The sequence below is a fragment of the Thermodesulfovibrionia bacterium genome (assembly GCA_030646035.1).
Lineage (GTDB): Bacteria > Nitrospirota > Thermodesulfovibrionia > UBA6902 > UBA6902 > JACQZG01.
Genome location: JAUSMY010000040.1, coordinates 53005 through 73222, shown reverse-complemented (window position 1 = coordinate 73222; position 20218 = coordinate 53005). Strand labels below are relative to the sequence as shown.

Genomic DNA, 20218 nt, shown 5'->3' with positions numbered 1-20218 from the left:
TTAAAGTCCCTTCATTGCAGATGAAATACTGTTATCATACTCAACAGAGCCTACAATAGCGATCGGAGTCCCGACATCAACTATTTTAAAAAGCTCATCCATATGGGAATTTTCCATAGCTATACAACCATAGGTCATTCCATTTTTTCCACCGCCGTGTATTTCAATAAGGCCGCCGATATTGGCTGTTTTAGGAATAATCCCTTTTCTTTTTAAGACAGAGAACTGTTGACGGTCCTCGTCATTAGGGTAGTTAATATGAAGTGCTTTATAGTAACGGCTATTGGATGTTTTCTTTGAAATACTGTACCTTCCTTCCGGTGTAGCTCTGTCTCCTGCATACATCTTGTCCTTTGAACCATTGATCCCGATGCCGACTTCATATGTCCTGAAAGGGAGACCTCTCTTATAGATAATCAGCTTCTTATCAATCTTGCTCACGACAATGGAATAAATCTCCCTGTCTTTTGATCCTTGAACGATTTCGTTGACCCATGAACGCCATTTTTTTATCTGGGCTTCATCAGAATAACGGCTAAGAATCGGCGACATAACTTTCAGAGCCAATTCAGTGAACTTGGAAACTTCCTTCAGCTTGTCTTCAGCAGCAAAGTAATCTCCCTTTTTAACCATCAGACGTGATTCGCTCAGCAGAATTTCAGCTCTTGTAAGGGATTGACATGAAATACGCCCCTCATTGATAAAAGAAGACAGCCTTCTCATGGTCCTTATTCTGTCATTTAAAAAAGCAGTTTTATCCGTTACAACTTTCGATATTTTGTCTTTTTCATCCTGGATTTTTCGTTCTACCTTTTCGCCGGTTACAATAATATTGCGGAATTTTTCCTGTACAGGTTCATAATCCCTGAATAATACAAACTTCGCATTTTCAGTTATAAGAAGCTCTCTCCCGTTTTTAAGGGCGGACATATAGCCCCTGTAATCCTCAGGCGCATATAATTCTGCACCAGCCTTCCAGAGGGTATGTTCCTGGGCCTTAGCCTTGGTAACCTCTGGAAGAACTGGTGCATCTTTACAGCCTGAGAGACTAATTAACGATAAGAAAATTAATAAATTTCTTATTAAAAATCTCTTCAAAATTAAAACTCTCCATTCATAATGATTCTATATTTTACTTCTTACCTTCTACTTTTTGCCTTTTTTCGCAAGTGCCTGATTAACTGCGTCAATAACGCCTACTGCGCTGGTCTTGATAACATTGGCTTTATCTGCTGCAACGAAGTATTCTTCTGTATCGATCAATGTCTGTACTTCAGCCATAGAAGCTTCAAGTCCGGTAACATCAGCCTTCATCATTTCAATATCTGCCATTGAACCCTTGCCTCTTGGTGCCTTTGCTAACAGAGCCTTTGCTTCTTCAATAGATGCCTTTGCAGAATCTGCAGCAGCCTGTGCAGCATCTTTAGCAGCTTGTTTGAGAGCTGGGATCTTTGCCTTAAGTGCCTCTGCTCCGCCGTTTACTTTAGCAAGCATCTCTTTTGTCTTGTCATAATTCTTGAATATCTTGCCTTCCTGGACCTTCATCTCATCCAATGCAGCCTGAAGCTCATCATTAAGACCCTTTGCTTCGTCTTTAGCGTACTTATTGGCTCCCTCTTCCATTGCAGCGGTCAATGCAGCCTGAGCGCTATTGAGTTCCATTTCCGGCTTCTTGGCACATCCGACAAATACCATTGCTACTATTAATAACATTACAATTTGCTTCATCATCTTCTTATTCATTTTTCTTTTCCCCTTTTAATATAAGTTGGTTTAGTTTTTGAACTGCCTGAATTCTTTCAAAAGCTTAAAAACATATGCTTTATCAGATTAACTGCTTCACTTCTAATTTTACTACAGTTCCACATTGTTTTACTTGCTCATTCTCACCTCCCCTTATTTAATTTGACCATCATATGTAATTTTATCGCTTAACCCTACAAAGCAAAATTCATGCCATATTAAAACATTTTAAAAATCAACTAGTTAGCTCAAGCAAGTATGGTATTTCAGGAAGATTATTCCTTATTTGAGGATTCATTGCATAAAAAAGGCATATGGGAATCTGAGGAAGTCCTCATTGATTTTGCCTAACATGTTTTCATAATCTTTGATATATTTTCTATTGCGGAGCACTGTTTAAAGATTGTTTTTCAACAAGCAGATACCAGCCTTCTGCTAATCATATTGATGATTGAGTGGTGAATATTATTCATCTTAAAAAAAAATCTTAAAATAAACCTTGTCTAATTACTCCATAATTCATATAATATTAAAAGTAAAAACAATGCCTATGAAAAAACATTCATTATTATTTTTTATCTCTGCATTTCTCATTGTTGCGTTTCTATGCACAATAACTTCTACATACGCTGCCAAGAAAAGCACCACAACTGTCAAGAAAAAACAGACAACCAGGAAAGCCAAAACAAAAGTATCCAAGTCTGGTTTACAAAAAATATCAAAAAATCCATATTTAGGCGCTATCGCAATTGATGCTGCTACAGGCAAAGTGCTTTTTGAAGACAATCCGGATGTTAAGGGCTACCCTGCAAGTATGGTCAAAATGATGAACCTTCTTGTTATTCTGGAGGCTATCGAAGCAAAACAGATAACCCTCCAGGATAAAGTCAAAATATCAGCCGAAGTAGCTAAAGTAGACGGCTCACAGGTTTATTTAAAAGAACGTGAAGTTCATACGGTGGATGATCTGATCTATGCCCTCATGATTCCGTCAGCTAATGATGCAGCAATGGCGCTTGCGCTTCATTACACAGGTGACAAGGAAAAATTTATCAGCCTCATGAACAAGCGGGCACAGGAACTCGGCATGACGGACACATTATTTAGTACCGTGAACGGTCTTCCTCCTGCTAAAGGCAAGCCGGATGTTTCTACCCCCAGAGATATAACAAAATTATGTCTGGAACTGCTTAAACATCCTGCTGCCTTGAGATATACTTCAACTAAAGAACGCCTTTTCCGCACAGACAGCCCAAAACCGCTTGTTATGCGAAACCACAATCATCTTGTTGGAAGTTTTGAAGGCTGTGACGGCTTTAAAACAGGGTACTTCAGAGCTGCCGGATTCTCCATTGCTGCAACAGTATCTAAAAACGGAGAACGGGTCATTGCAGTAATTTTTGGATCTGCTGACAGAAATGTGCGTGATTCGAGCGCAAAGAATATCCTCTCAAAAAGCTTTATGGAGTTAACAGCCAGTTTACCGACTTCTGTCTCTGATGCGCAGGAAATCACAGCATCTATATTAGAATAAGTCTGGCACTAATTTAGTTGTTGTTCTGCATATCAGTCAACAATCATCATCTCGAGAATCCTTTCTATGTGAAATACTCTGTCACCCTTTGCAATGGTGCAGAATGCCTTAAGCCCGGGGAATTTCCTGCCTTGATATTCCATTTCCCCGGCATATACCGGAATGATAGTTCTCTTTGATTTTTCGTCTTTTGTCTTCAGATATATTATCTCAAGCTTTTTCTTCCCCTGTATCGCCTTCTCAATGATGGCAAACCTATCTTCAAGCGAGAGATGCTTTTCAGCCTCTTTATACTGGTATCGTGTAACAAAACCCACGATCCTTCTGTCAAGCAGGATATTTTTTTTATTAATTAATCTGTTAAGGACAAGTCCGTCTAAAGTGGTGCACCGGCTCAATGCTACATAAAGCTGGCCATGTGAAAATGTGCCGCTTCCTAGGTCTATAATCACATTATCAAAAGTCATGCCCTGACATTTATGGATGGTTACTGCCCATGCTAGCCTGAGAGGATATTGAGTAAAAGATCCAATGTTTTCAGATAGTATCCTGGAGGTCTTTTTATCATATGAGAATTCGTACATCTCCCATTTGTAGGGGGTAACATCCACAACCTCGCCGTCAGAGAGTTCCACCCACATGACATCAGCAGCATCCCCGCCCTCCTCAACCTGTACGATCCTGCCAATACTGCCGTTTATCCAGCGTCCGAGTGAGTCATTGTTGAGAAGCATTACCTGTGAACCTTCTTTAATAATAAGATCCAAGGCAGTGGGAAGGGTCCTTCCTTTAAAATCCCCGTTAACATTGCCCTGATAATTAAGTTCTTTGCCTTTCAGCCCGGCAAGCTTGTTCATGTTAATTTTTTCTGCGAGGGCATTTGTTGTCGTAAGATAGATATAAAAATCACCCGGAATTTCGGCAAAATCCGGATCATACCTCTTGTTAATTTCTTTAATATCATCATCCGTGACAGTATCGTTCCTGATACTGTTGAGCACATCCAGAAATTTCTGATCTTTCTGCCGATAGACCTTTTCAAGCTCAATGAATTTCATTTCAAAAGGCGCATCCTTAACAGACATGCTGGAAAAAAGGTCGTCATCAAAAACCCTGGCGCTGAAGAAATATGGACTCTTGTAGTAATCCGTAAAAAGCGCCTTTTCTCTTGACGTCACAACCGGCGGCAGCTGATAAAGGTCTCCGATAAATATCATCTGTATCCCGCCGAACGGGAGTGACTTTTTTCTGCCGTGCTTTCTAAGGAATATATCCACACAATCCAGCAGGTCAGCCCTCACCATAGAAATCTCATCAATGACAATAGCATCGAGCTTCTTGTATATCTCTTTATTCCTCGGCTTTATCCTGCCGGCCGTGTCCGGGGTAACATCAATTCTAAAATTGAAGAATGAATGGATCGTCTGCCCCTTCACGTTCACTGCTGCAACGCCGGTCGACGCAAGTACTGCGATATTCTTTTTCGTGGACTCTCTGAAATACTGAAGCAAGGTGGATTTGCCCGTGCCCGCCCTTCCTGTGATAAAGACATTCATTTCAGAATCTTCAATGATACGCAGGGCATGAAGGAACTGATCATTAAGTTCAATGTTCTGTTTTGTTGTCATTCGTCTGGGGCAGGCCTCACACCTGATATGGTGCTCAGGTTAACTTTCCGAAGACTCCCGGAAGTTTACTCTCAAAACGCAATAGTGCCCCGGTAGCCGGGTGTTTGAATGAAAGGAGATAAGAATGAAGCCCGAGACGGCTGAATGGATTGGTTCTTGCCCCGTATTTTTTATCACCGACCACAGGATGGCCGATATCTGAGAGATGCACGCGTATCTGGTTCTTGCGTCCCGTTTCAAGCAATATTTCAAGAAGAGAATACTCGGGGCTCTTCTTTATGACCCGGTATTTTGTTATGGCAAGCTTCCCATCTTCTGAATGCCGGCTGCTATAGACCTTAAGCGATTTGGTCTCGCTCAGCCTGCTTCTGATCTCAGACCTTTCTTTCACAGGCGCACCCTCAACAATAGCGTAATACCGTTTATCAACCTGATCCCAATTCCCCTGGAGGGCCCTTTTGGTTGTCTCATTCTTTGCAAAGACAATAAGGCCTGATGTATCACGATCCAGCCGGTGTACGATGAATAACCTCTCATTTGTTCCCGGAGTCCTCTCCTTGAAGAATTCGTTCAACTGATAATAAGCTGTCTTTATCTTTTCTGAATCAGAGGCTATTGTCAGCAGGCCGGCAGGCTTTTCTATGACTATGAGATCATCGTCCTCATAAATGACCTTGATCCCCATTGAAGGAACAATTTTTATCTCCTTTTTCTCTTTCCTGTCTTTGCTGACCGAAACAGTATCTCCCTCAAGCAAAAGACGGCTGAGTATCTTCAGATCTTTACCATTCACCCCGATAGCCCTGTGTTTAAGCAGCTGCTTCACTTTGGTCTTCGTGTATCCGATATCCGCCAGAAAATCAACCAGACTGCTCTTTGTTTTTACTTTATAATCAGCCATAAGTTAAATAGTATAACATTCGAAAACAGCAAGCGATGGGTTAAGGAAGGAAGATATTTAAAAGTTAGATGAATTATCCTATTGCAAGACCAATGAGCAGTCCATATCAAACATCATGATCGAATGATACTGAATCGCAGCAGGAGAAGTAACTCTCCAAATCCTGGATCTTTACTTCCTGCTCAACAAGTAATGCATTTACGATATCGCCGAAGGTTATGACACCTATCAGTCTCTTGTTTTCAAAGACAGGCATATGGCGGATATGAGCTGTTGTCATAACACCCATACATTCTTCAACAGATTTGTCCGGAGTGATGCAGTATATATCCTTTGTCATTATTTTTTTGACAGAAACTTTTTTGGAGGATAGTTCTTTCAAAATTATCTTTCTGGCTAAATCTCTCTCAGAGACTATACCGACCACATTATCTTCATCAATAACTACCAATACACCGATATTCTTCTCTGCCATAAGTTCCATGGTCTTATAGGCAGAATCATCCGGGGAAACTGACCAGATAGCAGAACTTTTTGACTGCAATACATCTTTGATAGTTAACATTGCGTTTTAAACTCCGTATTATTACTTTCTCAGCCACAAAAAAAGGTCTGTGCGGTCAATGACTGAGATAAGTAAGGATAATTAACTTTTTTAGTATACATTTTCAAAAATAATATTGCGTGTACCCTATGAGCTAATAAAGATTTTAAATATATACGATGAAAGATATGTATTTTGAAGGGTTGGAATATGACAAAAAGCTGGAAACTCATAGTGCAGAAAACTGAGAATATGACGTATTTAAAAAACCCCGTACCAGACCAATATCTCCTGCCCCCAGAAGAGGCTGACAACAGCTCCAAGCGCAAGGTATGGGCCAAACGGTATCTGCGCTCCCCATTCCCTGCCTCTCCATACGATCAAGGCTATCCCTATGACTGCGCCGAAGAGGCTACCTAAAAAAGTAGTAAGGATCACACCCTTCCACCCGAGAAAACCGCCTATCATACCCATAAACTTTATATCTCCGCCGCCCATTGCATCCTTTCTAAAGACAAGTTTTCCTAAAACAGCTATCATGTAGAATCCTGCCCCGCCTGCAAGAAATCCAATGAAGGAAGTTTTAAATCCCATAAGTTCAGTCCTTAAAAAAGGGTCCGGCAGCAGGAAAGCTCCGAAGAGAATCCCGAGAGGAATACCTGTAAGGCTTATCACATCAGGGATGATCTGATAGTCAATATCGATAAATGTAATAACAATAAGAGCTGAAAGAAGGGCGCAATAAACTATCAGCGCCGGAAGTGAAGCAGTGCCAAATCTGCTTACAAGAATAAGGTATAACACAGCATTAAGAAACTCAACAAGCGGATACCTTGAAGATATACCTGCCTTACATGACCTGCATTTCCCACCGAGGAATATATAACTTAGCACAGGGATATTGTCATAGAACTTCACAGGATTGCCGCACGAAGGACAGAGTGATGAAGGCCTTACTACAGATAACCCTATAGGAATGCGATAGATACAAACATTAAGAAAAGAACCTACCAGTAGGCCATATGTGAAAAATATAAAATAGGTTAACATTATGTAATTTTCTTAAACTCCTCTTCTTTACCGCTGTAATCATCAATCTCTTTCCTCAGCGCCTTTATCTCATCAATCGTCTGAAGGATAATGAAATCCTTAAAAACATCTTTTTCCTCTTTCTCCTTGATCTCAAGCACCCGCTTGCCGACGTCTTTATAAAGTTCATCTATTCTGTTCTCAAGCCTGCTGCTTTCATAACGCAGTTTAAATATGGATGTCTCAGCCCTTGTACGCTCAGCAAGGAAATTAGCCAGCCACTTGAGATTCGCTACTCCGTCATTAAAACTCTTTCTGATCTTTTCTATCATCATATATCCTCCAAAAGAGTTGAATGCTAAGAGTTAGAAGTGAAGATTTATCAAACCGAAAATTATAAACTTTTCACTTTCAGCTTTTAACCAGTTCTAATCTTCCCGCCCATCTCTTATCTAAAGTTTCCTTAAGCAAAGGGTGCAGGTTCAGTCCGGGGTCGGCATCTGCAAGATTAAATGCCTCTCTCCGCGCCATCTCAAGAATTCCGATGTCCCTTATTATATCAGCAATCTTCAATTCCGGGATGCCTGACTGCTTTGTGCCGAAAAATTCTCCCGGGCCTCTTATTGCCAGGTCCTCCTCAGCTATCCTGAATCCGTCACCGGTTGACTCCATAACTTTAAGGCGCCTCTTTGCATCATCACTGCATGGCGGGTATGCCAGCAGCAGGCAGTATGATTCATAGTCACCCCTGCCGATCCGTCCCCTTAGTTGATGCAATTGTGCAAGCCCAAACCTTTCAGCATGGACGATAAGCATGAGAGAGGCATTCGGCACATCTATACCTACTTCGATAACAGTAGTTGAAACTAGTATATCTATATCCCCGGATTTGAAGCTGTTCATGACAGACTCTCTCTCATTGCGGTCTATCTTCCCGTGAACAAGGCCGATCCTTTTATCAGGAAATTTCATTTTAAGCGCCTCTGCGCCGTCTATGGCTGACTTGAGGTCTGACTTTTCAGACCCCTCAATTAAAGGGTAGACTATATATGCCTGCCTTCCCTTTGATATCTCAGCCTCTATACGAGAGTAAACATCATCCTTCTGGGAAGGGAACAGAATCTTTGTCATGATAGGTTTTCTGCCTGAAGGAAGTTCATCAATTATAGAGATATCAAGGTCACCGTAAAGCGTCAATGCAAGTGTTCTGGGTATCGGGGTTGCGGTCATGATGAGTATATCAGGGTTATTCCCTTTACGCCTTAGATCCGCCCTCTGAACAACACCGAACCTGTGCTGCTCATCTATAACTGCAAGGCCGAGCGCCTTGAACTCCACAGTTTCCTGAATAAGTGAATGAGTACCGATCACTATCTGAGCAGCCCCGCTTGCTATATCCTCACAAGGCCCGCCTTTGCTGCTTGATGTCAGAAGCGCTATCTTCAGGCTAAGCCCCTCTGCCATCTTTTTAATGTTTATGTAATGCTGTTCTGCAAGGAGTTCTGTAGGCGCCATCAGACATGCCTGATAACCGCTGTCAACCGCTATAAGCATAGCGGCAAACGCCACTACAGTCTTTCCGCAGCCTACATCACCATGAAGAAGGCGGTTCATTGGAACATCCTTCTTCATATCAGTACTTACCTGATCTATCACTCTCTTCTGAGCGCCGGTAAGCTCAAATGAGAGCCCATTAAAAAAACGGGTTACGAGATCGCTCTTGCCTTTTAAACTTATACCCTTCTCTATCGTCATCTTTTTCTTATTAAGGGCAAGGCCGAGTTCAAGCAGAAAAAATTCATCAAAAATAAGCCGCCTGTGCGCATGGCTCGCACCTCTATTTAACTCGCTCATATCAGATATGTCTTCAGGAAAGTGAGCCTCTTTTATGCTCCAATGGAGGGGCTTCAATCTGTTTCGTTCCAGGATATCTACGGGAAGATAATCCTGCAATATATCAAGATGTTTCTCGATAGTATTAAAGATCAAGGTTCGAAACTGTTTTGGTTTAAGGCCTTCTGTGGCGTTATGAAAAGGCACTATCCTGGAAGTATGAATAAATTTATCTTCTTTGCCTATCAGCTCAAAATCAGGATTCTCCATAAGACCTATAGCTGCATTATGGCTGCCCTTTACAACACCGCTGACAACAACCTCATAACCTTCTTTCAGATACTCTTTGAGATAAGGCTGGTTGAACCATTTACAGATTAGAATACCGGAATCATCCTTTAGAGTGGCCTCAAAGATCTTCATCCTGCTGCTCCGTGTATTGACGATTTCTGCGGATACGATCTGGCCTACGGTTGTTTCGTGGCTACCGTATTTGAGGTCAGATATTTTACTGAGGTTCTTTCTGTCTTCATACCGCCTTGGAAAGTGATACAGGAGGTCTTCAAGTGTCTTTAGATGAAGTTTTTCTAAAAGCCTGGCACGTGCAGGGCCGACGCCTTTAATGTACTGGACAGAGGTATCTTTTGTTATCTTTGTGAAAAATACAGAATCTCTTGCCTTGCCTGAATCCTTAGCTTTCTTCATCCTCAGAGGTTTTCTCCTCCTGGAACTCTCCTTCATTCTTCGAGGGTTCCTCAGATTCAGTAATTCCCGACCTCATCTTGTTATATTCTGACTCGCCGATTATCTCGATCTCCCAGCCTGTCAGCTGAGATGCCAGCCTGACGTTCTGCCCTTTTTTCCCTATAGCTATAGACAACTGCTGGTCGTTGACAACGACCATAGCGGATTTGCCTTCTTCATCCAGTCCGATACTTTCCACATGAGCAGGGCTGAGCGCTTTGGGTATCAGCGTGCGAGGGTCATCTGTCCAGGGGATAATATCGATCCTCTCTCCCTTCAGTTCCCTTACGATAGACTGAACCCTTGTGCCTTTCATGCCTACGCAGGCGCCGACAGGGTCTATCATGGAGTTTTTCGATATGACAGTAAGTTTTGTCCTGTCTCCGGCCTCACGCACAATATCTCTTATCTCAACAAGGCCATCATATATCTCAGGTATCTCCATCTTGAAGAGCTCAGCAACAAATCTCGGATGTGTTCTGGAAAGCAATATCAGAGGCGCCTTGTTCACGATCTTTACTTCCTCTATATAAGCCCTTATGGTTTCTCCCCTCTTGAGCGTCTCTGAAGGCAACGTTGACTTTTGAGGAAGCGTTGCTTCAGCTCTTCCAAGGGTTACGTAATAGTTTCCCTTTTCTCTGCGTATTACTACACCGCTGATGATCTGGCCGGCTTTGCCCTTAAACTCCTCAAATATAGCCTCTTTCTCAGCCTCTTTCACTCTCTGGAACAGGACCTGTTTTGCTGTCTGCGCCGCTATCCTGCCGAAATCAAAATTATCAAAAGAGATAGGTGTATCAACCTCGTCATCAATCTCTTTTGTGGGATCTATTTTTTTAGCATCCTTAAGAGAAATTTCTTCATCAGGCGCCACTACCTTTTTAACTACCTTCTTCTTTGCATTTATAGAGATGCCGCCTTTTTCTGTATTTATCTTAATATCTATCTCAGGCTTCAATCCTATCTTCTTCCTTACTGCCGACAAGATTGCTGATTCGAGAGTCAGGATGATGGATTCCTTGGGAATCCCCCTCTCCTTGCTCATATGCTCGATTATCTGTATTAATTCACGATTCATTATTCGACCTCCACTTCAAGTCTTGCCTTTGAGATATTCTCAAAAGGTATCTTCATTTCCTTATCCTTGGGTAAAAGCAAGACCACCCCAAGATCATCAGACTGTAAAATTTTTCCGACAAAAAAAGTCTGCTTATCTATAGAGTTGTTTATCACAACCCTTGCGATCTTACCTATATGTTTTCGGAAATCCGCCGCCCCTTTTAAAGGCCTGTCAAGCCCTGGTGAAGAGACCTCAAGAACATATGAGCCTGGGATCGGATCCTCGACATCAAGGATCGCCTCTATCTCCCTGCTCACATTCTCACAGTCGTCAATAGTAATGCCATTGTCCTTATCAATAAATACCCTCATCAGGTAGCTGCCATGCATCTTCCTGATCGAAAGACGGTCAAGCTCAATCCCAATCGAGTTAATAACAGGCTCGATAATATTTTTTACTTTATCTTCAAGTTCCTTTATATCCATTTCATATTCCAAAAAACAAAAGAGTGGGAGAACCCACTCTATAAAATAATGAGGCATGAAGTATACCCATTAAAAACCTCTTCTTTTTAATGGGGCAGTAACATAGTTACTATAACATTTTACTCACGAAATAAAAACAAGCTGACTGTTTAATGGTCGGGGCGAGAGGATTTGAACCTCCGACCCCTAGTCCCCCAGACTAGTACGCTACCAGACTGCGCCACGCCCCGATAAAAAACTGTATTCCTATCACCATACCTTAATAACCATATACCTGGTATCTGATGACTACAACTGCAACCTGGGAAAGTGCTGCAGGAACTTCTAAGTCTTATTTGAGAAGCTTAAGTATATCTTTAAGCTTCTTCTTAACACTCTGAATGGTATTTAATGATACGGAACTTTTCACATCTGACTGCTTGGCAAACTTATTTTTTACACCTGCTATTGTATATTTTTCTTTATATAAAAGGTTCTTTATTTTGAGTACTGTTTCAAGATCCTTCCTTGTATAGACTCTTTGACCGGCCTTATTCTTCCTGGGCTTAAGAAAAGGGAACTCAGATTCCCAGTATCTCAATACATAAGACTCTGTATCAGCGATGCTGCTGACCTCGCCTATTTTATAGAAGAGTTTGTCCGGAATCATCCTTTCCTGGACTAAAGGCGCCATAAGATCTATACCTTTTCAACAAGGGATTTAAACTGAAGGCTGGGCTTAAAAGTTACGACCCTTCTCTGTTCGATCTGCATCTCTTCCCCGGTCTTTGGATTTCTGCCTCTGCGGGCGCCTTTCTTTCTCACAAGAAATGTACCAAAACCGGTTATTTTTATTGACTCACCTTCAGAAAGGATATTTTTCATATTATCAAAAAGCAGTTCCACAATACCTGCTGCTTCTTTTTTGGAAAGACCTACTGTTTCATATATTTTATCGGCTAAATCAGCTTTTGTCATATTTATCCTCCAGACTTTTTCTTAATTATAAGGGGACATACAGACATTGTCAAGACAATCGGGTTTAAGTAACAGGCATATTAAAAGACCATCCACGGCTGCGGCATAAAGTGCCGCTCATACATCATCAGGGCAAACCTGTCAGTCATCCCGGCTATAAAGTCACAGACCATTCTCTTCTTATTCCTGGTCATATCTTTTGGATATTCATTAAAGACCTCTTCTGTATGCTCAATGTAATACTCGTAAAGGTCAAGCAGTATCTTCCGCGCCTTTTTGAACTCCTTTTTTGCTATCGCCCCTTCATAAACATTTTCATATAAAAAATCTCTTAATTCATAAGTGACCTTCTTGATTCCCGGACTCATCTCAATACATTCAAGACCTGAATCAAGCGATGAGTAAATCAGATCCTTCACCATGGTATCGATCCTTTTTGCCTGTGTATCGCCTATCTTCAGAAAGCTTGAAGGAATGCTGGAACGTTTCAAGACACCGGCCCTGACAGCATCATCAAGGTCATGGTTAACATATGCAATTATATCCGATACCCTGACTATCTGGCCTTCAAGTGTGCTTTTACTGCCAGGTGAGAATATATCCCCCATCCCCTTTGAGTGCTTTACTATTCCGTCCCTGACTTCATATGTAAGATTTAGTCCCTGCCCGTTGCGTTCAAGAACATCAACAACCCTGAGGCTCTGTTTGTAATGTTTGAACCCACCGGGATATATTTCACGCAGCACATCCTCACCTGCATGCCCGAAAGGAGTGTGCCCAAGATCGTGCCCAAGCGCTATCGCTTCAGTCAAGTCTTCATTGAGCCTGAGGGCTCTGGCAATTGTCCGGGCTATCTGAGAAACTTCAAGCGTGTGAGTAAGGCGTGTCCTGTAGTGGTCGCCTCTTGGAGCGAGAAAGACCTGCGTCTTGTGCTTCAGCCTTCTGAATGACTTGCAGTGGATTATCCTATCCCTGTCCCGCTGAAAGCATGTTCTGATCTCGCCTTCTCTCTCTTTCTTCTTCCTCCCCCTGCTCTTTGAACTCAGCATGGCCTTTGGATGGAGGACTTGTTTCTCTATATCTTCTGTCTGCTGGCGGATAGACATATTAGACTAAAGTCCCATCTTTTTGAGCGCCTCATCACCGATGTCCTTTGTAGGCGTAACATCTTCAGGCAGATACAGCATTACTCCGCCCTTAACAGGCCTGATAACGAGCTTCCCTTCCTTTGCAAGTTTATTGGTCTCCTCAACAGGATTGGCTCCCTCAAAATACTTCTTGAAAGCGTTGTTGAAACCTGAGTACACAGTGTGTATACCCTTGTAGCCCTCCTTTCTTAAACTTACAATAGCCTTTCTGATAAACTCTTCATGACTCAGTTTCTCCGACATGATGCCCTCCTTTGTTTAATTAAGGTTTGCGACTATGTAATTACCCCATCATTTTCGGCTTCATCATTATCTGATATTTCATCAGTGATTAATGAAGGTTCTTGCGAAGGAAGTTCCTGTACATTTTTTAATTTTCTCTCAATAGTGCGAGATTTTTTTGCAGCATCTTCTATTGTATTGCTGGCTTCTTGAAGTTTTTTCTGGGTTTTATCAAGAATAGTGCCGAACTTCCCAAATTCTGTTTTTACAGCTCCAAGCAAAGACCAAACTTCACTTGAACGCTTTTCAATAGTAAGTGTCCTAAACCCCATTTGAAGGCTGTTCAATAAAGCGGCTAAAGTTGTGGGGCCGGTAACTGATATCCGGTATTCTCTCTGTAAAAAATCGGAAAGACCTGGTCTTTTTATAACCTCAGCAAACAAGCCCTCTGTCGGCAAAAACATAATGCCAAAATCTGTAGTATGAGGAGGATCAAGGTATTTATCTTTAATCTCTTTAGCACTTGATTTAATCCTGACCTCCAGTTGTTTTGCTGCATCTTCTGCAAGCCCGGCATCAGCCTTCTCCTGTGCTTCAACAAGTCTTTCATAGTCTTCACGAGGAAATTTTGCATCAATAGGCAACCAAACCGGCTGGTCATCTTTATCATCATGCCCGGGCAGCTTAATAGCAAATTCAACTCTGTCATTACTTCCTTTTTTTGTGACGACGTTTTTTTCATATTGTTCACCGGATAATACTTGTTCCAATAGAGCACCAAGCTGAATTTCACCCCAAGTCCCTCTTGTTTTCACATTTGTCAGAACTTTCTTAAGGTCTCCTACTCCGGCAGCCAATGTTTGCATCTCACCAAGTCCCTGATGAACTTTTTCAAGCCTGTCGCTCACATGCTTAAAAGATTCCCCTAATCGTTTTTCAAGAGTAGCATGGAGTTTTTCATCAACAGTTTCTCTCATTTGGTCTAGTTTCTTTGTGTTATCATCCTGAAGAAGTTTCAGCCTGCCTTCAACAGTTTCTCTCATTTTATCTAGCTTCTGCTCATTACTTTGTGTCAATGTATCGAGTTTTTTTGAAAAACTATCAAACTGCTCTTGCTGAACATTGGATATTTTTGTCATACTGTTGACCATTTCTTCCCTGAGATTTCTTGAACTCTTTGACGTTTCTTCTCTATTTAGAGCGACCTCTTCTCTTAATGCCCTTTCGGTCCTTTCCTGGTTCCTCTCAAAGGAAGCAATATGGGATTCAAGCTGAGATAAATCAATTTTTGAACTTCGATTCAGAATCATTGTAAGCTGACCAACAGCAACAAGAACCAGAATTAATATAATCACTAACATAACATCAACCACAATAATCTCCTATTACCATCACTTCTGTATACTCTCCGGGCCTGTCTTCCACTTCAGCTCCCACCTGCAGTCTTTCGCCCTTTCAAAACAGGCAACCCCGCCGGTCTCAAATTCAACAAATCTATTATCCTGAGTACGGGAAAGAAGTAAGGCAGAAAGAATACTTAAATATGGAAGGTGTCCTACAAGCATAGCGTCGTAATTCATCTCGCATATGCGTTCATACCATATCCCCGGGTCATCCATCGGGGCAAGCCCGTCTGTTTCAGTGATGGGATAATCGGTCCCGACAGCATCTGCCATTATCTGAGCAGTCTGCGTCGCCCTTAATTTACCGCTGTGAAATATCCTCTCCACTCTCACATTTAAACCGGCAAGATGCCCTGCAACCCTCTTAATATCCGCAATCCCGTTATCTGAAAGTCCCCTTGAGGGATCTTCATTTTTGTTTTTTGCATCTCCATGACGCACAAGATAAAGGATCATAATTAATGCCAATTATTATAGATATATGGCTTATATATATACATATATACTAAACATTGAATTATAAATAATCTTTTTTGTCAAGCTTTATTTATAATTACGGCATAATTACAGATAAAAGCAGATGAAAATATCAGGGCAGAAGATAATCCGGAATAACTATTAAACAACAACGCCGTCACACATACTGATGATCCTTCCGCATCTTGATGCAAGGATCTCATTATGGGTAACAATGATGAACGTAATGCCTTTTTTGTTAAGTTCAATCAAGAGATTGAACAACTCCTCACCGGTCTGAGTGTCGAGATTGCCTGTCGGCTCATCGGCAAGAACAACCTTAGGGTCAAGCATAAGCGCTCTTGCAACTGCGACTCTCTGCTGCTCTCCACCAGACAGCTCTCCAGGTTTATGAAGCAGCCTTTTTGAGAGGCCCAGGGATCGTAAAACCTCCTCAGCTTTCACCCTTGCTGCTTCACGATTAAGCCCTGCGATCAGCGCCGGCATTATTACATTTTCAATACTGTTAAACTCCGGCAGGAGATGGTGAAACTGAAAGACAAAACCGACTGTTTTATTCCTAAAATGAGCTAATGCATCATTTGAAAGTGAAAGCATGTCAGCGCCTTCGAAATGCAGGCTCCCTGAAGTAGGCCTGTCCAACGCACCGAGTATATGAAGAAGTGTACTCTTGCCAGCGCCTGAAGGACCCATTATAGCGGTCATCTCGCCTTGCTTAACTTCAAAGCTGACATCCTTTAAAACAGTCAGGTCTCCGCCCGGCGCGGAAAATGTTTTTGATATGTTTTTTATCTTTATCAGTGGTTCAACAGCCATTTTCATCCCTCTATTCAGGATCTATTATCTTCTATGCAGAAACTCATCAACACTGTCTCCGATGCTTATAATCGATTTCCCTAAAACTATGATGTTTTCTCCAAGCCATCTGAAAGGATCACCGCCCTTCCAAAAAGCTATAACAGCGCATACTGCAAGCAGAAAAAAAATAAACAGGCCGACATTGATCAATATTCTCAATTGCTGCCTCCTTTAAATCTTTATTCATACCTGAGCGGTTCTACAGGGTGAAGCTTTGCTGCCTGCCAAGAAGGATAAATAGTCGCAAGAAAACTTATCAGAATCGCAGCAGCAGGCACAATAAGAAAATCAAACAAGTCTATCCTCACAGGAAGATAGCTGAGATAGTAGACATCTGCAGGCAGGCTTATGAACTTGTAGGTCTTAAGCAGCTGGCAAACAATATATCCTCCGGCAACACCAAAGGCCGTACCCAGGACACCAATAATCAGGCCGTGGATCATGAAGATAGACATAATCCCGCCGGATGTAGCGCCTACAGCTTTTAGAATAGCTATCTCTCGCGACTTTTCAATGACGATCATTATCAGATTGCTGACGATATTAAAGGATGCGACAAGTATTACGAGTGTCAGGATTATGAACATTACTATCTTCTCAAGCTTCAGGGCGGAAAAGAGGTTCCTGTTCATACGTATCCAGTCCCAGGCGTAATACTTTATTGTAGGTATCTTTTCATCGCTATTCACTTTTGCTCCATTATTGAGAGCATCGCCGATTCTTTCCGATATGGCTTCAGCTTTGTAAATGTCATTTACACGAACCTCGATTCCCGTAACAGAACTTCCATAGTTGAGAAATTTCTGCGCATCTTTGATATTAATAAAAGCAAGGCCTGAATCATACTCATACATACCGACTCTGAAGGCACCACCGATACGGAACTTCTTCATCTTGGGGATCATACCGAGCGGCCCGACCTCACTTACAGGCGATATCATCTCTATCTCATCGCCTACAAATGCTCCAAGTGTCCTGAGAAGCTCCATGCCTATTATTATCTCAGGAACATCCCTGCCTTCCTTAAGGCCGGCTAAACTGCCTTCCTTAAGGCTGTTCAGCACATCCGTTGTCTTCGCCTCAAGCGCCGGATCAATGCCCTTTAAGATAACACCGTTCACCCTGTCGCCAGACCGTAACATGACCTGGCCGTAAATATACGGGGAAGATGACAGGACATCTTTTTCAGCACTTATGGTCTTCATCATGGAATCATGATCAGATATCCTGCCTTCATAACTCTGAACAACTATATGCGCATTGACCCCGAGGATCTTTTCCTGTAGATCCTTCTGAAATCCCTCCATTACGGCAAGTACGATTATCAGAGCCATTACGCCTAACGCAACGCCTCCGATAGATATCAAAGTGTTCAAGGATATCCCTCTGCTCTTTTTCTTGCTTCTGAAGTAGCGGAGCGCTATGAAGAATTGATAAGGAAGGTTCATAAAATATAAATTAAAATCTTATTTTTTATTCTTGGCCTTGCTGCTGTTCCGGTTTCATCTGCGGGAATAGAATAACGTCCCTGATCGACTGAGAATTTGTCAGCACCATGAGAAGCCTGTCGATTCCAATTCCCTCTCCTGCGGCAGGAGGCATGCCGTATTCCAACGCCCTTACAAAATCCTCATCCATATGGCTGGCCTCATCATCGCCCTTCTCTCTTGCCTCAACCTGCTCAAGGAACCTCTGCTTCTGGTCTGCCGGGTCATTGAGCTCGGAAAAGGCATTTGCTATCTCCCTGCCGGCAACAAAGAGCTCAAACCTCTCGACAAGTTCGGGGTTCTCTTTCTTTCTCTTTGCAAGCGGTGACAGTTCAACAGGATAATCTGTTATAAATGTCGGCTGGATCAGCTTCCACTCAACCTTCTCTTTGAATATCTCATCCAGTATCTTTCCATGTGAGGCATTCTTGTCAAAACCGATATTATTTGCAGATGCAAAAGCTCTGGCTTTCGCTATGTTACTGAATACGGCACGATCTACGCCTTCCTTCTCCATCGCCTCCATAATGGTCAGCCTCGGCCACGGAGGCGTAAAGTCTATCGTCTCCTGCCCGTCCTCTCCATGCGGCACCTTTAAACTCCCTGCGACCTTTTCGCACAGGAGAGCGATCAGCTCTTCGGTAAGATCCATAAGATATCTGTAATCAACATAAGATATATAAAACTCAAGCATTGTGAATTCAGGGTTATGCTTTTTTGAGATGCCCTCGTTCCTGAAGTTCTTGTTAATCTCATATACCCTGTCATATCCGCCGACAAGGAGCCTCTTGAGATAAAGCTCAGGAGCTATCCTAAGGTAAAGGTCTATACCCAGGGCCTTATGATGGGTGATGAATGGATTTGCAGCAGCCCCTCCGGGGATCTGATGCATCATCGGGGTCTCAACCTCTATGAAATCCCTGGAATCAAAAAAATCCCTGAGAGCCTTTATCAGCATGCTGCGCTTTATAAAGACTTCCTTCACAGCGGGGTTAACGATAAGGTCAACATAACGCTGCCTGTACCTTATCTCAATATCTTTAAGCCCATGCCATTTTTCAGGCAAAGGGCGAAGTGATTTGCAGAGAATTGAAAAGCTCCTGACCTCTATAGTCAGTTCATCAGTCTTCGTTTTAAAGAGGATCCCGCTTAAACCCGTTATGTCACCAATGTCCATATCCTTCAGCAGATCATAGCTTTCACCCAGGATCTCCTTCTTGAAATAGACTTGTATCCTTCCGGTCGCATCCTGAATATGGGCAAAGGCAGCCTTGCCGAATCCCCTGTATGCCACGATGCGGCCTGCTATAGTGCAATTGATCTCATCCTGAAGAAGTTCATCCTTGCTCTTGCCGGCATGGTGTGAATGAATATCATCAGACTTGTCCTTTACGGAAAAAGGGCCTCCGTAAGGATCTATGCCGGAATCCTTAAGCTTTTGAAGCTTCTTGAGCCTCTCCTGTATTAATACGTTATGTTCTTCCATTATTCACTTTACAAAAAAAGGGGTACATTCAAGGCAGCCTAAGGGATCATGACTACTTTTCAAGCAGGCTCGACAAGACCCTTGTCTTCTCCTCAATAATTTTGTCAAAGGATTCCAGCTCATCCCTGGTTTTAAAGAGTTCATCAGCTATGCCTAATGCAGCCATGATCGCCACCTTTACATGATTAGAGTTTGGAGCTGCGCTATAGACCTCTTTTAATTTACTGTCAACATATTGGGACAGCTTTTTAATATAAGCCTCATCCTCATCTGTCTTTATTGAGTAGTTCTGTCCAAGGATCTGCACCTCTATTGATCGCATAGAATAATCCCCTACAGCTCTATAGATTCAAGCTCGCCTATTAAACCCTCGATCTGAGACTTAACGGCGTCACGCTCGCTGTTGAGCTTGTCAATGTTTTCTTTGAGTTTATTGGCGATCTCCAATTCTTTTTTAAATGATATGATCTGCTCATCCTTCTTCCCAAGCTCTTCATTGAGTTCCTGCACCCTGGAATTCAGTACACTATTTTCATCTGAAAGAGATTTGAGCTTTATGATCACCTGCGTTATCTTCTCCTCAAGCAACTTCATCTTATCCAAGACATCATCCTCCCTTAAGAAATTAAAGACTTCCTGTTTTGTCAGTTTGTAAGTTATCAAAGTTAAACCTAAAAGT

23 protein-coding genes and 1 tRNA gene are annotated in these 20218 nt (G+C 42.2%); 1 reads left to right on the top strand and 23 read right to left on the bottom strand.

Translation table 11 applies throughout. The annotated features are described in order from the left end of the window. Complete coding sequence (locus tag Q7U10_06645; protein MDO8282287.1) at positions 1-1098, bottom strand: L,D-transpeptidase; 1098 nt, start codon at positions 1096-1098, stop codon at positions 1-3. 48 nt (positions 1099-1146) lie between these two features. Continuing rightward, positions 1147-1743 carry a hypothetical protein gene (locus Q7U10_06640; GenBank protein MDO8282286.1) on the bottom strand — a complete coding sequence of 199 codons (597 nt, stop codon included), beginning with the start codon at positions 1741-1743 and terminating at the stop codon, positions 1147-1149. Between the two features lie 550 nt (positions 1744-2293). On the opposite strand from Q7U10_06640, the gene Q7U10_06635 reads away from it, so the two are divergent. Continuing rightward, a complete protein-coding gene (locus Q7U10_06635; protein MDO8282285.1) occupies positions 2294-3277 on the top strand; it encodes a D-alanyl-D-alanine carboxypeptidase family protein in 984 nt (327 codons plus the stop codon). Between the two features lie 32 nt (positions 3278-3309). Here the strand turns inward: Q7U10_06635 and Q7U10_06630 are convergent, their stop codons facing one another. The 21 genes from Q7U10_06630 to Q7U10_06530 all read right to left on the bottom strand — a co-directional run bounded on the left by Q7U10_06630 (position 3310) and on the right by Q7U10_06530 (position 20142). After that, complete coding sequence (locus tag Q7U10_06630; GenBank protein MDO8282284.1) at positions 3310-4905, bottom strand: AAA family ATPase; 1596 nt, start codon at positions 4903-4905, stop codon at positions 3310-3312. 34 nt (positions 4906-4939) lie between these two features. Then, on the bottom strand, positions 4940-5806 hold the full coding sequence (locus tag Q7U10_06625) for an RluA family pseudouridine synthase (protein ID MDO8282283.1): 867 nt from the start codon (positions 5804-5806) through the stop codon (positions 4940-4942). A gap of 106 nt (positions 5807-5912) precedes the next feature. Beyond that, positions 5913-6371 (bottom strand): CBS domain-containing protein, encoded by a 459-nt coding sequence (locus Q7U10_06620; GenBank protein ID MDO8282282.1) that lies wholly within the window; start codon positions 6369-6371, stop codon positions 5913-5915. A gap of 240 nt (positions 6372-6611) precedes the next feature. Beyond that, entirely contained in the window at positions 6612-7400 is a 789-nt protein-coding gene (locus tag Q7U10_06615; GenBank protein MDO8282281.1) for a prepilin peptidase, read from the bottom strand. Next, positions 7400-7714 (bottom strand): hypothetical protein, encoded by a 315-nt coding sequence (locus Q7U10_06610; GenBank protein MDO8282280.1) that lies wholly within the window; start codon positions 7712-7714, stop codon positions 7400-7402. Before Q7U10_06610 ends, Q7U10_06615 begins: the two co-directional genes overlap by 1 nt. A 76-nt stretch (positions 7715-7790) precedes the next feature. Continuing rightward, on the bottom strand, positions 7791-9917 hold the full coding sequence (gene recG / locus Q7U10_06605) for an ATP-dependent DNA helicase RecG (GenBank protein ID MDO8282279.1): 2127 nt from the start codon (positions 9915-9917) through the stop codon (positions 7791-7793). Beyond that, positions 9904-11034 (bottom strand): transcription termination factor NusA, encoded by a 1131-nt coding sequence (gene nusA, locus Q7U10_06600; protein MDO8282278.1) that lies wholly within the window; start codon positions 11032-11034, stop codon positions 9904-9906. The genes recG and nusA overlap by 14 nt, the downstream gene beginning before the upstream one ends. Further along, complete coding sequence (rimP, locus tag Q7U10_06595) at positions 11034-11501, bottom strand: ribosome maturation factor RimP (GenBank protein ID MDO8282277.1); 468 nt, start codon at positions 11499-11501, stop codon at positions 11034-11036. The genes nusA and rimP overlap by 1 nt, the downstream gene beginning before the upstream one ends. Positions 11502-11654: 153 nt before the next feature. After that, positions 11655-11731, bottom strand: a tRNA-Pro gene (locus Q7U10_06590). A 101-nt stretch (positions 11732-11832) separates the two neighbouring features. Beyond that, positions 11833-12174 (bottom strand): MerR family transcriptional regulator, encoded by a 342-nt coding sequence (locus Q7U10_06585; GenBank protein ID MDO8282276.1) that lies wholly within the window; start codon positions 12172-12174, stop codon positions 11833-11835. Between the two features lie 5 nt (positions 12175-12179). Continuing rightward, positions 12180-12458: an integration host factor subunit alpha gene (locus Q7U10_06580; GenBank protein ID MDO8282275.1), complete on the bottom strand. Its 279-nt coding sequence runs from the start codon at positions 12456-12458 to the stop codon at positions 12180-12182. An 80-nt stretch (positions 12459-12538) separates the two neighbouring features. Continuing rightward, positions 12539-13564, bottom strand: coding sequence for a deoxyguanosinetriphosphate triphosphohydrolase (locus Q7U10_06575; protein MDO8282274.1), 1026 nt, complete (start codon positions 13562-13564; stop codon positions 12539-12541). Positions 13565-13570: 6 nt separating this feature from the next. Then, positions 13571-13849, bottom strand: a complete 279-nt coding sequence (locus Q7U10_06570; protein MDO8282273.1) for a hypothetical protein — start codon at positions 13847-13849, stop codon at positions 13571-13573. Between the two features lie 32 nt (positions 13850-13881). Next, a complete protein-coding gene (gene rmuC / locus Q7U10_06565) occupies positions 13882-15138 on the bottom strand; it encodes a DNA recombination protein RmuC (GenBank protein MDO8282272.1) in 1257 nt (418 codons plus the stop codon). An 81-nt stretch (positions 15139-15219) separates the two neighbouring features. After that, complete coding sequence (gene sixA, locus Q7U10_06560; protein MDO8282271.1) at positions 15220-15687, bottom strand: phosphohistidine phosphatase SixA; 468 nt, start codon at positions 15685-15687, stop codon at positions 15220-15222. A 162-nt stretch (positions 15688-15849) separates the two neighbouring features. Next, the gene (locus Q7U10_06555) at positions 15850-16524 is read right to left on the bottom strand and encodes an ABC transporter ATP-binding protein (protein ID MDO8282270.1); all 675 of its coding nucleotides are present in this window, start codon (positions 16522-16524) and stop codon (positions 15850-15852) included. A gap of 24 nt (positions 16525-16548) precedes the next feature. Further along, entirely contained in the window at positions 16549-16725 is a 177-nt protein-coding gene (locus Q7U10_06550) for a hypothetical protein (protein ID MDO8282269.1), read from the bottom strand. Between the two features lie 20 nt (positions 16726-16745). Continuing rightward, positions 16746-18014, bottom strand: a complete 1269-nt coding sequence (locus tag Q7U10_06545; GenBank protein MDO8282268.1) for a lipoprotein-releasing ABC transporter permease subunit — start codon at positions 18012-18014, stop codon at positions 16746-16748. A gap of 25 nt (positions 18015-18039) precedes the next feature. Further along, entirely contained in the window at positions 18040-19539 is a 1500-nt protein-coding gene (lysS, locus tag Q7U10_06540) for a lysine--tRNA ligase (protein MDO8282267.1), read from the bottom strand. A gap of 52 nt (positions 19540-19591) precedes the next feature. Beyond that, positions 19592-19861 (bottom strand): cell division protein ZapA, encoded by a 270-nt coding sequence (locus Q7U10_06535; GenBank protein ID MDO8282266.1) that lies wholly within the window; start codon positions 19859-19861, stop codon positions 19592-19594. A gap of 11 nt (positions 19862-19872) precedes the next feature. Continuing rightward, positions 19873-20142 (bottom strand): hypothetical protein, encoded by a 270-nt coding sequence (locus Q7U10_06530; GenBank protein MDO8282265.1) that lies wholly within the window; start codon positions 20140-20142, stop codon positions 19873-19875. Positions 20143-20218 lie beyond the last annotated feature (76 nt).

What these genes read in the sequence shown, in the direction of transcription:
- Q7U10_06625 (MDO8282283.1), bottom strand. Translation starts at nt 5,806, where the DNA reads ATGGCTGATTATAAAGTAAAAACAAAGAGCAGTCTGGTTGATTTTCTG.
- Q7U10_06635 (MDO8282285.1), top strand. Translation starts at nt 2,294, where the DNA reads ATGAAAAAACATTCATTATTATTTTTTATCTCTGCATTTCTCATTGTT.
- Q7U10_06615 (MDO8282281.1), bottom strand. Translation starts at nt 7,400, where the DNA reads ATGTTAACCTATTTTATATTTTTCACATATGGCCTACTGGTAGGTTCT.
- Q7U10_06640 (MDO8282286.1), bottom strand. Translation starts at nt 1,743, where the DNA reads ATGAATAAGAAGATGATGAAGCAAATTGTAATGTTATTAATAGTAGCA.
- rimP (MDO8282277.1), bottom strand. Translation starts at nt 11,501, where the DNA reads ATGGATATAAAGGAACTTGAAGATAAAGTAAAAAATATTATCGAGCCT.
- rmuC (MDO8282272.1), bottom strand. Translation starts at nt 15,138, where the DNA reads ATGATTCTGAATCGAAGTTCAAAAATTGATTTATCTCAGCTTGAATCC.
- nusA (MDO8282278.1), bottom strand. Translation starts at nt 11,034, where the DNA reads ATGAATCGTGAATTAATACAGATAATCGAGCATATGAGCAAGGAGAGG.
- Q7U10_06610 (MDO8282280.1), bottom strand. Translation starts at nt 7,714, where the DNA reads ATGATGATAGAAAAGATCAGAAAGAGTTTTAATGACGGAGTAGCGAAT.
- recG (MDO8282279.1), bottom strand. Translation starts at nt 9,917, where the DNA reads ATGAAGAAAGCTAAGGATTCAGGCAAGGCAAGAGATTCTGTATTTTTC.
- Q7U10_06580 (MDO8282275.1), bottom strand. Translation starts at nt 12,458, where the DNA reads ATGACAAAAGCTGATTTAGCCGATAAAATATATGAAACAGTAGGTCTT.
- Q7U10_06545 (MDO8282268.1), bottom strand. Translation starts at nt 18,014, where the DNA reads ATGAACCTTCCTTATCAATTCTTCATAGCGCTCCGCTACTTCAGAAGC.
- sixA (MDO8282271.1), bottom strand. Translation starts at nt 15,687, where the DNA reads ATGATCCTTTATCTTGTGCGTCATGGAGATGCAAAAAACAAAAATGAA.
- Q7U10_06535 (MDO8282266.1), bottom strand. Translation starts at nt 19,861, where the DNA reads ATGCGATCAATAGAGGTGCAGATCCTTGGACAGAACTACTCAATAAAG.
- Q7U10_06620 (MDO8282282.1), bottom strand. Translation starts at nt 6,371, where the DNA reads ATGTTAACTATCAAAGATGTATTGCAGTCAAAAAGTTCTGCTATCTGG.
- Q7U10_06585 (MDO8282276.1), bottom strand. Translation starts at nt 12,174, where the DNA reads ATGGCGCCTTTAGTCCAGGAAAGGATGATTCCGGACAAACTCTTCTAT.
- Q7U10_06570 (MDO8282273.1), bottom strand. Translation starts at nt 13,849, where the DNA reads ATGTCGGAGAAACTGAGTCATGAAGAGTTTATCAGAAAGGCTATTGTA.
- Q7U10_06630 (MDO8282284.1), bottom strand. Translation starts at nt 4,905, where the DNA reads ATGACAACAAAACAGAACATTGAACTTAATGATCAGTTCCTTCATGCC.
- lysS (MDO8282267.1), bottom strand. Translation starts at nt 19,539, where the DNA reads ATGGAAGAACATAACGTATTAATACAGGAGAGGCTCAAGAAGCTTCAA.
- Q7U10_06555 (MDO8282270.1), bottom strand. Translation starts at nt 16,524, where the DNA reads ATGGCTGTTGAACCACTGATAAAGATAAAAAACATATCAAAAACATTT.
- Q7U10_06575 (MDO8282274.1), bottom strand. Translation starts at nt 13,564, where the DNA reads ATGTCTATCCGCCAGCAGACAGAAGATATAGAGAAACAAGTCCTCCAT.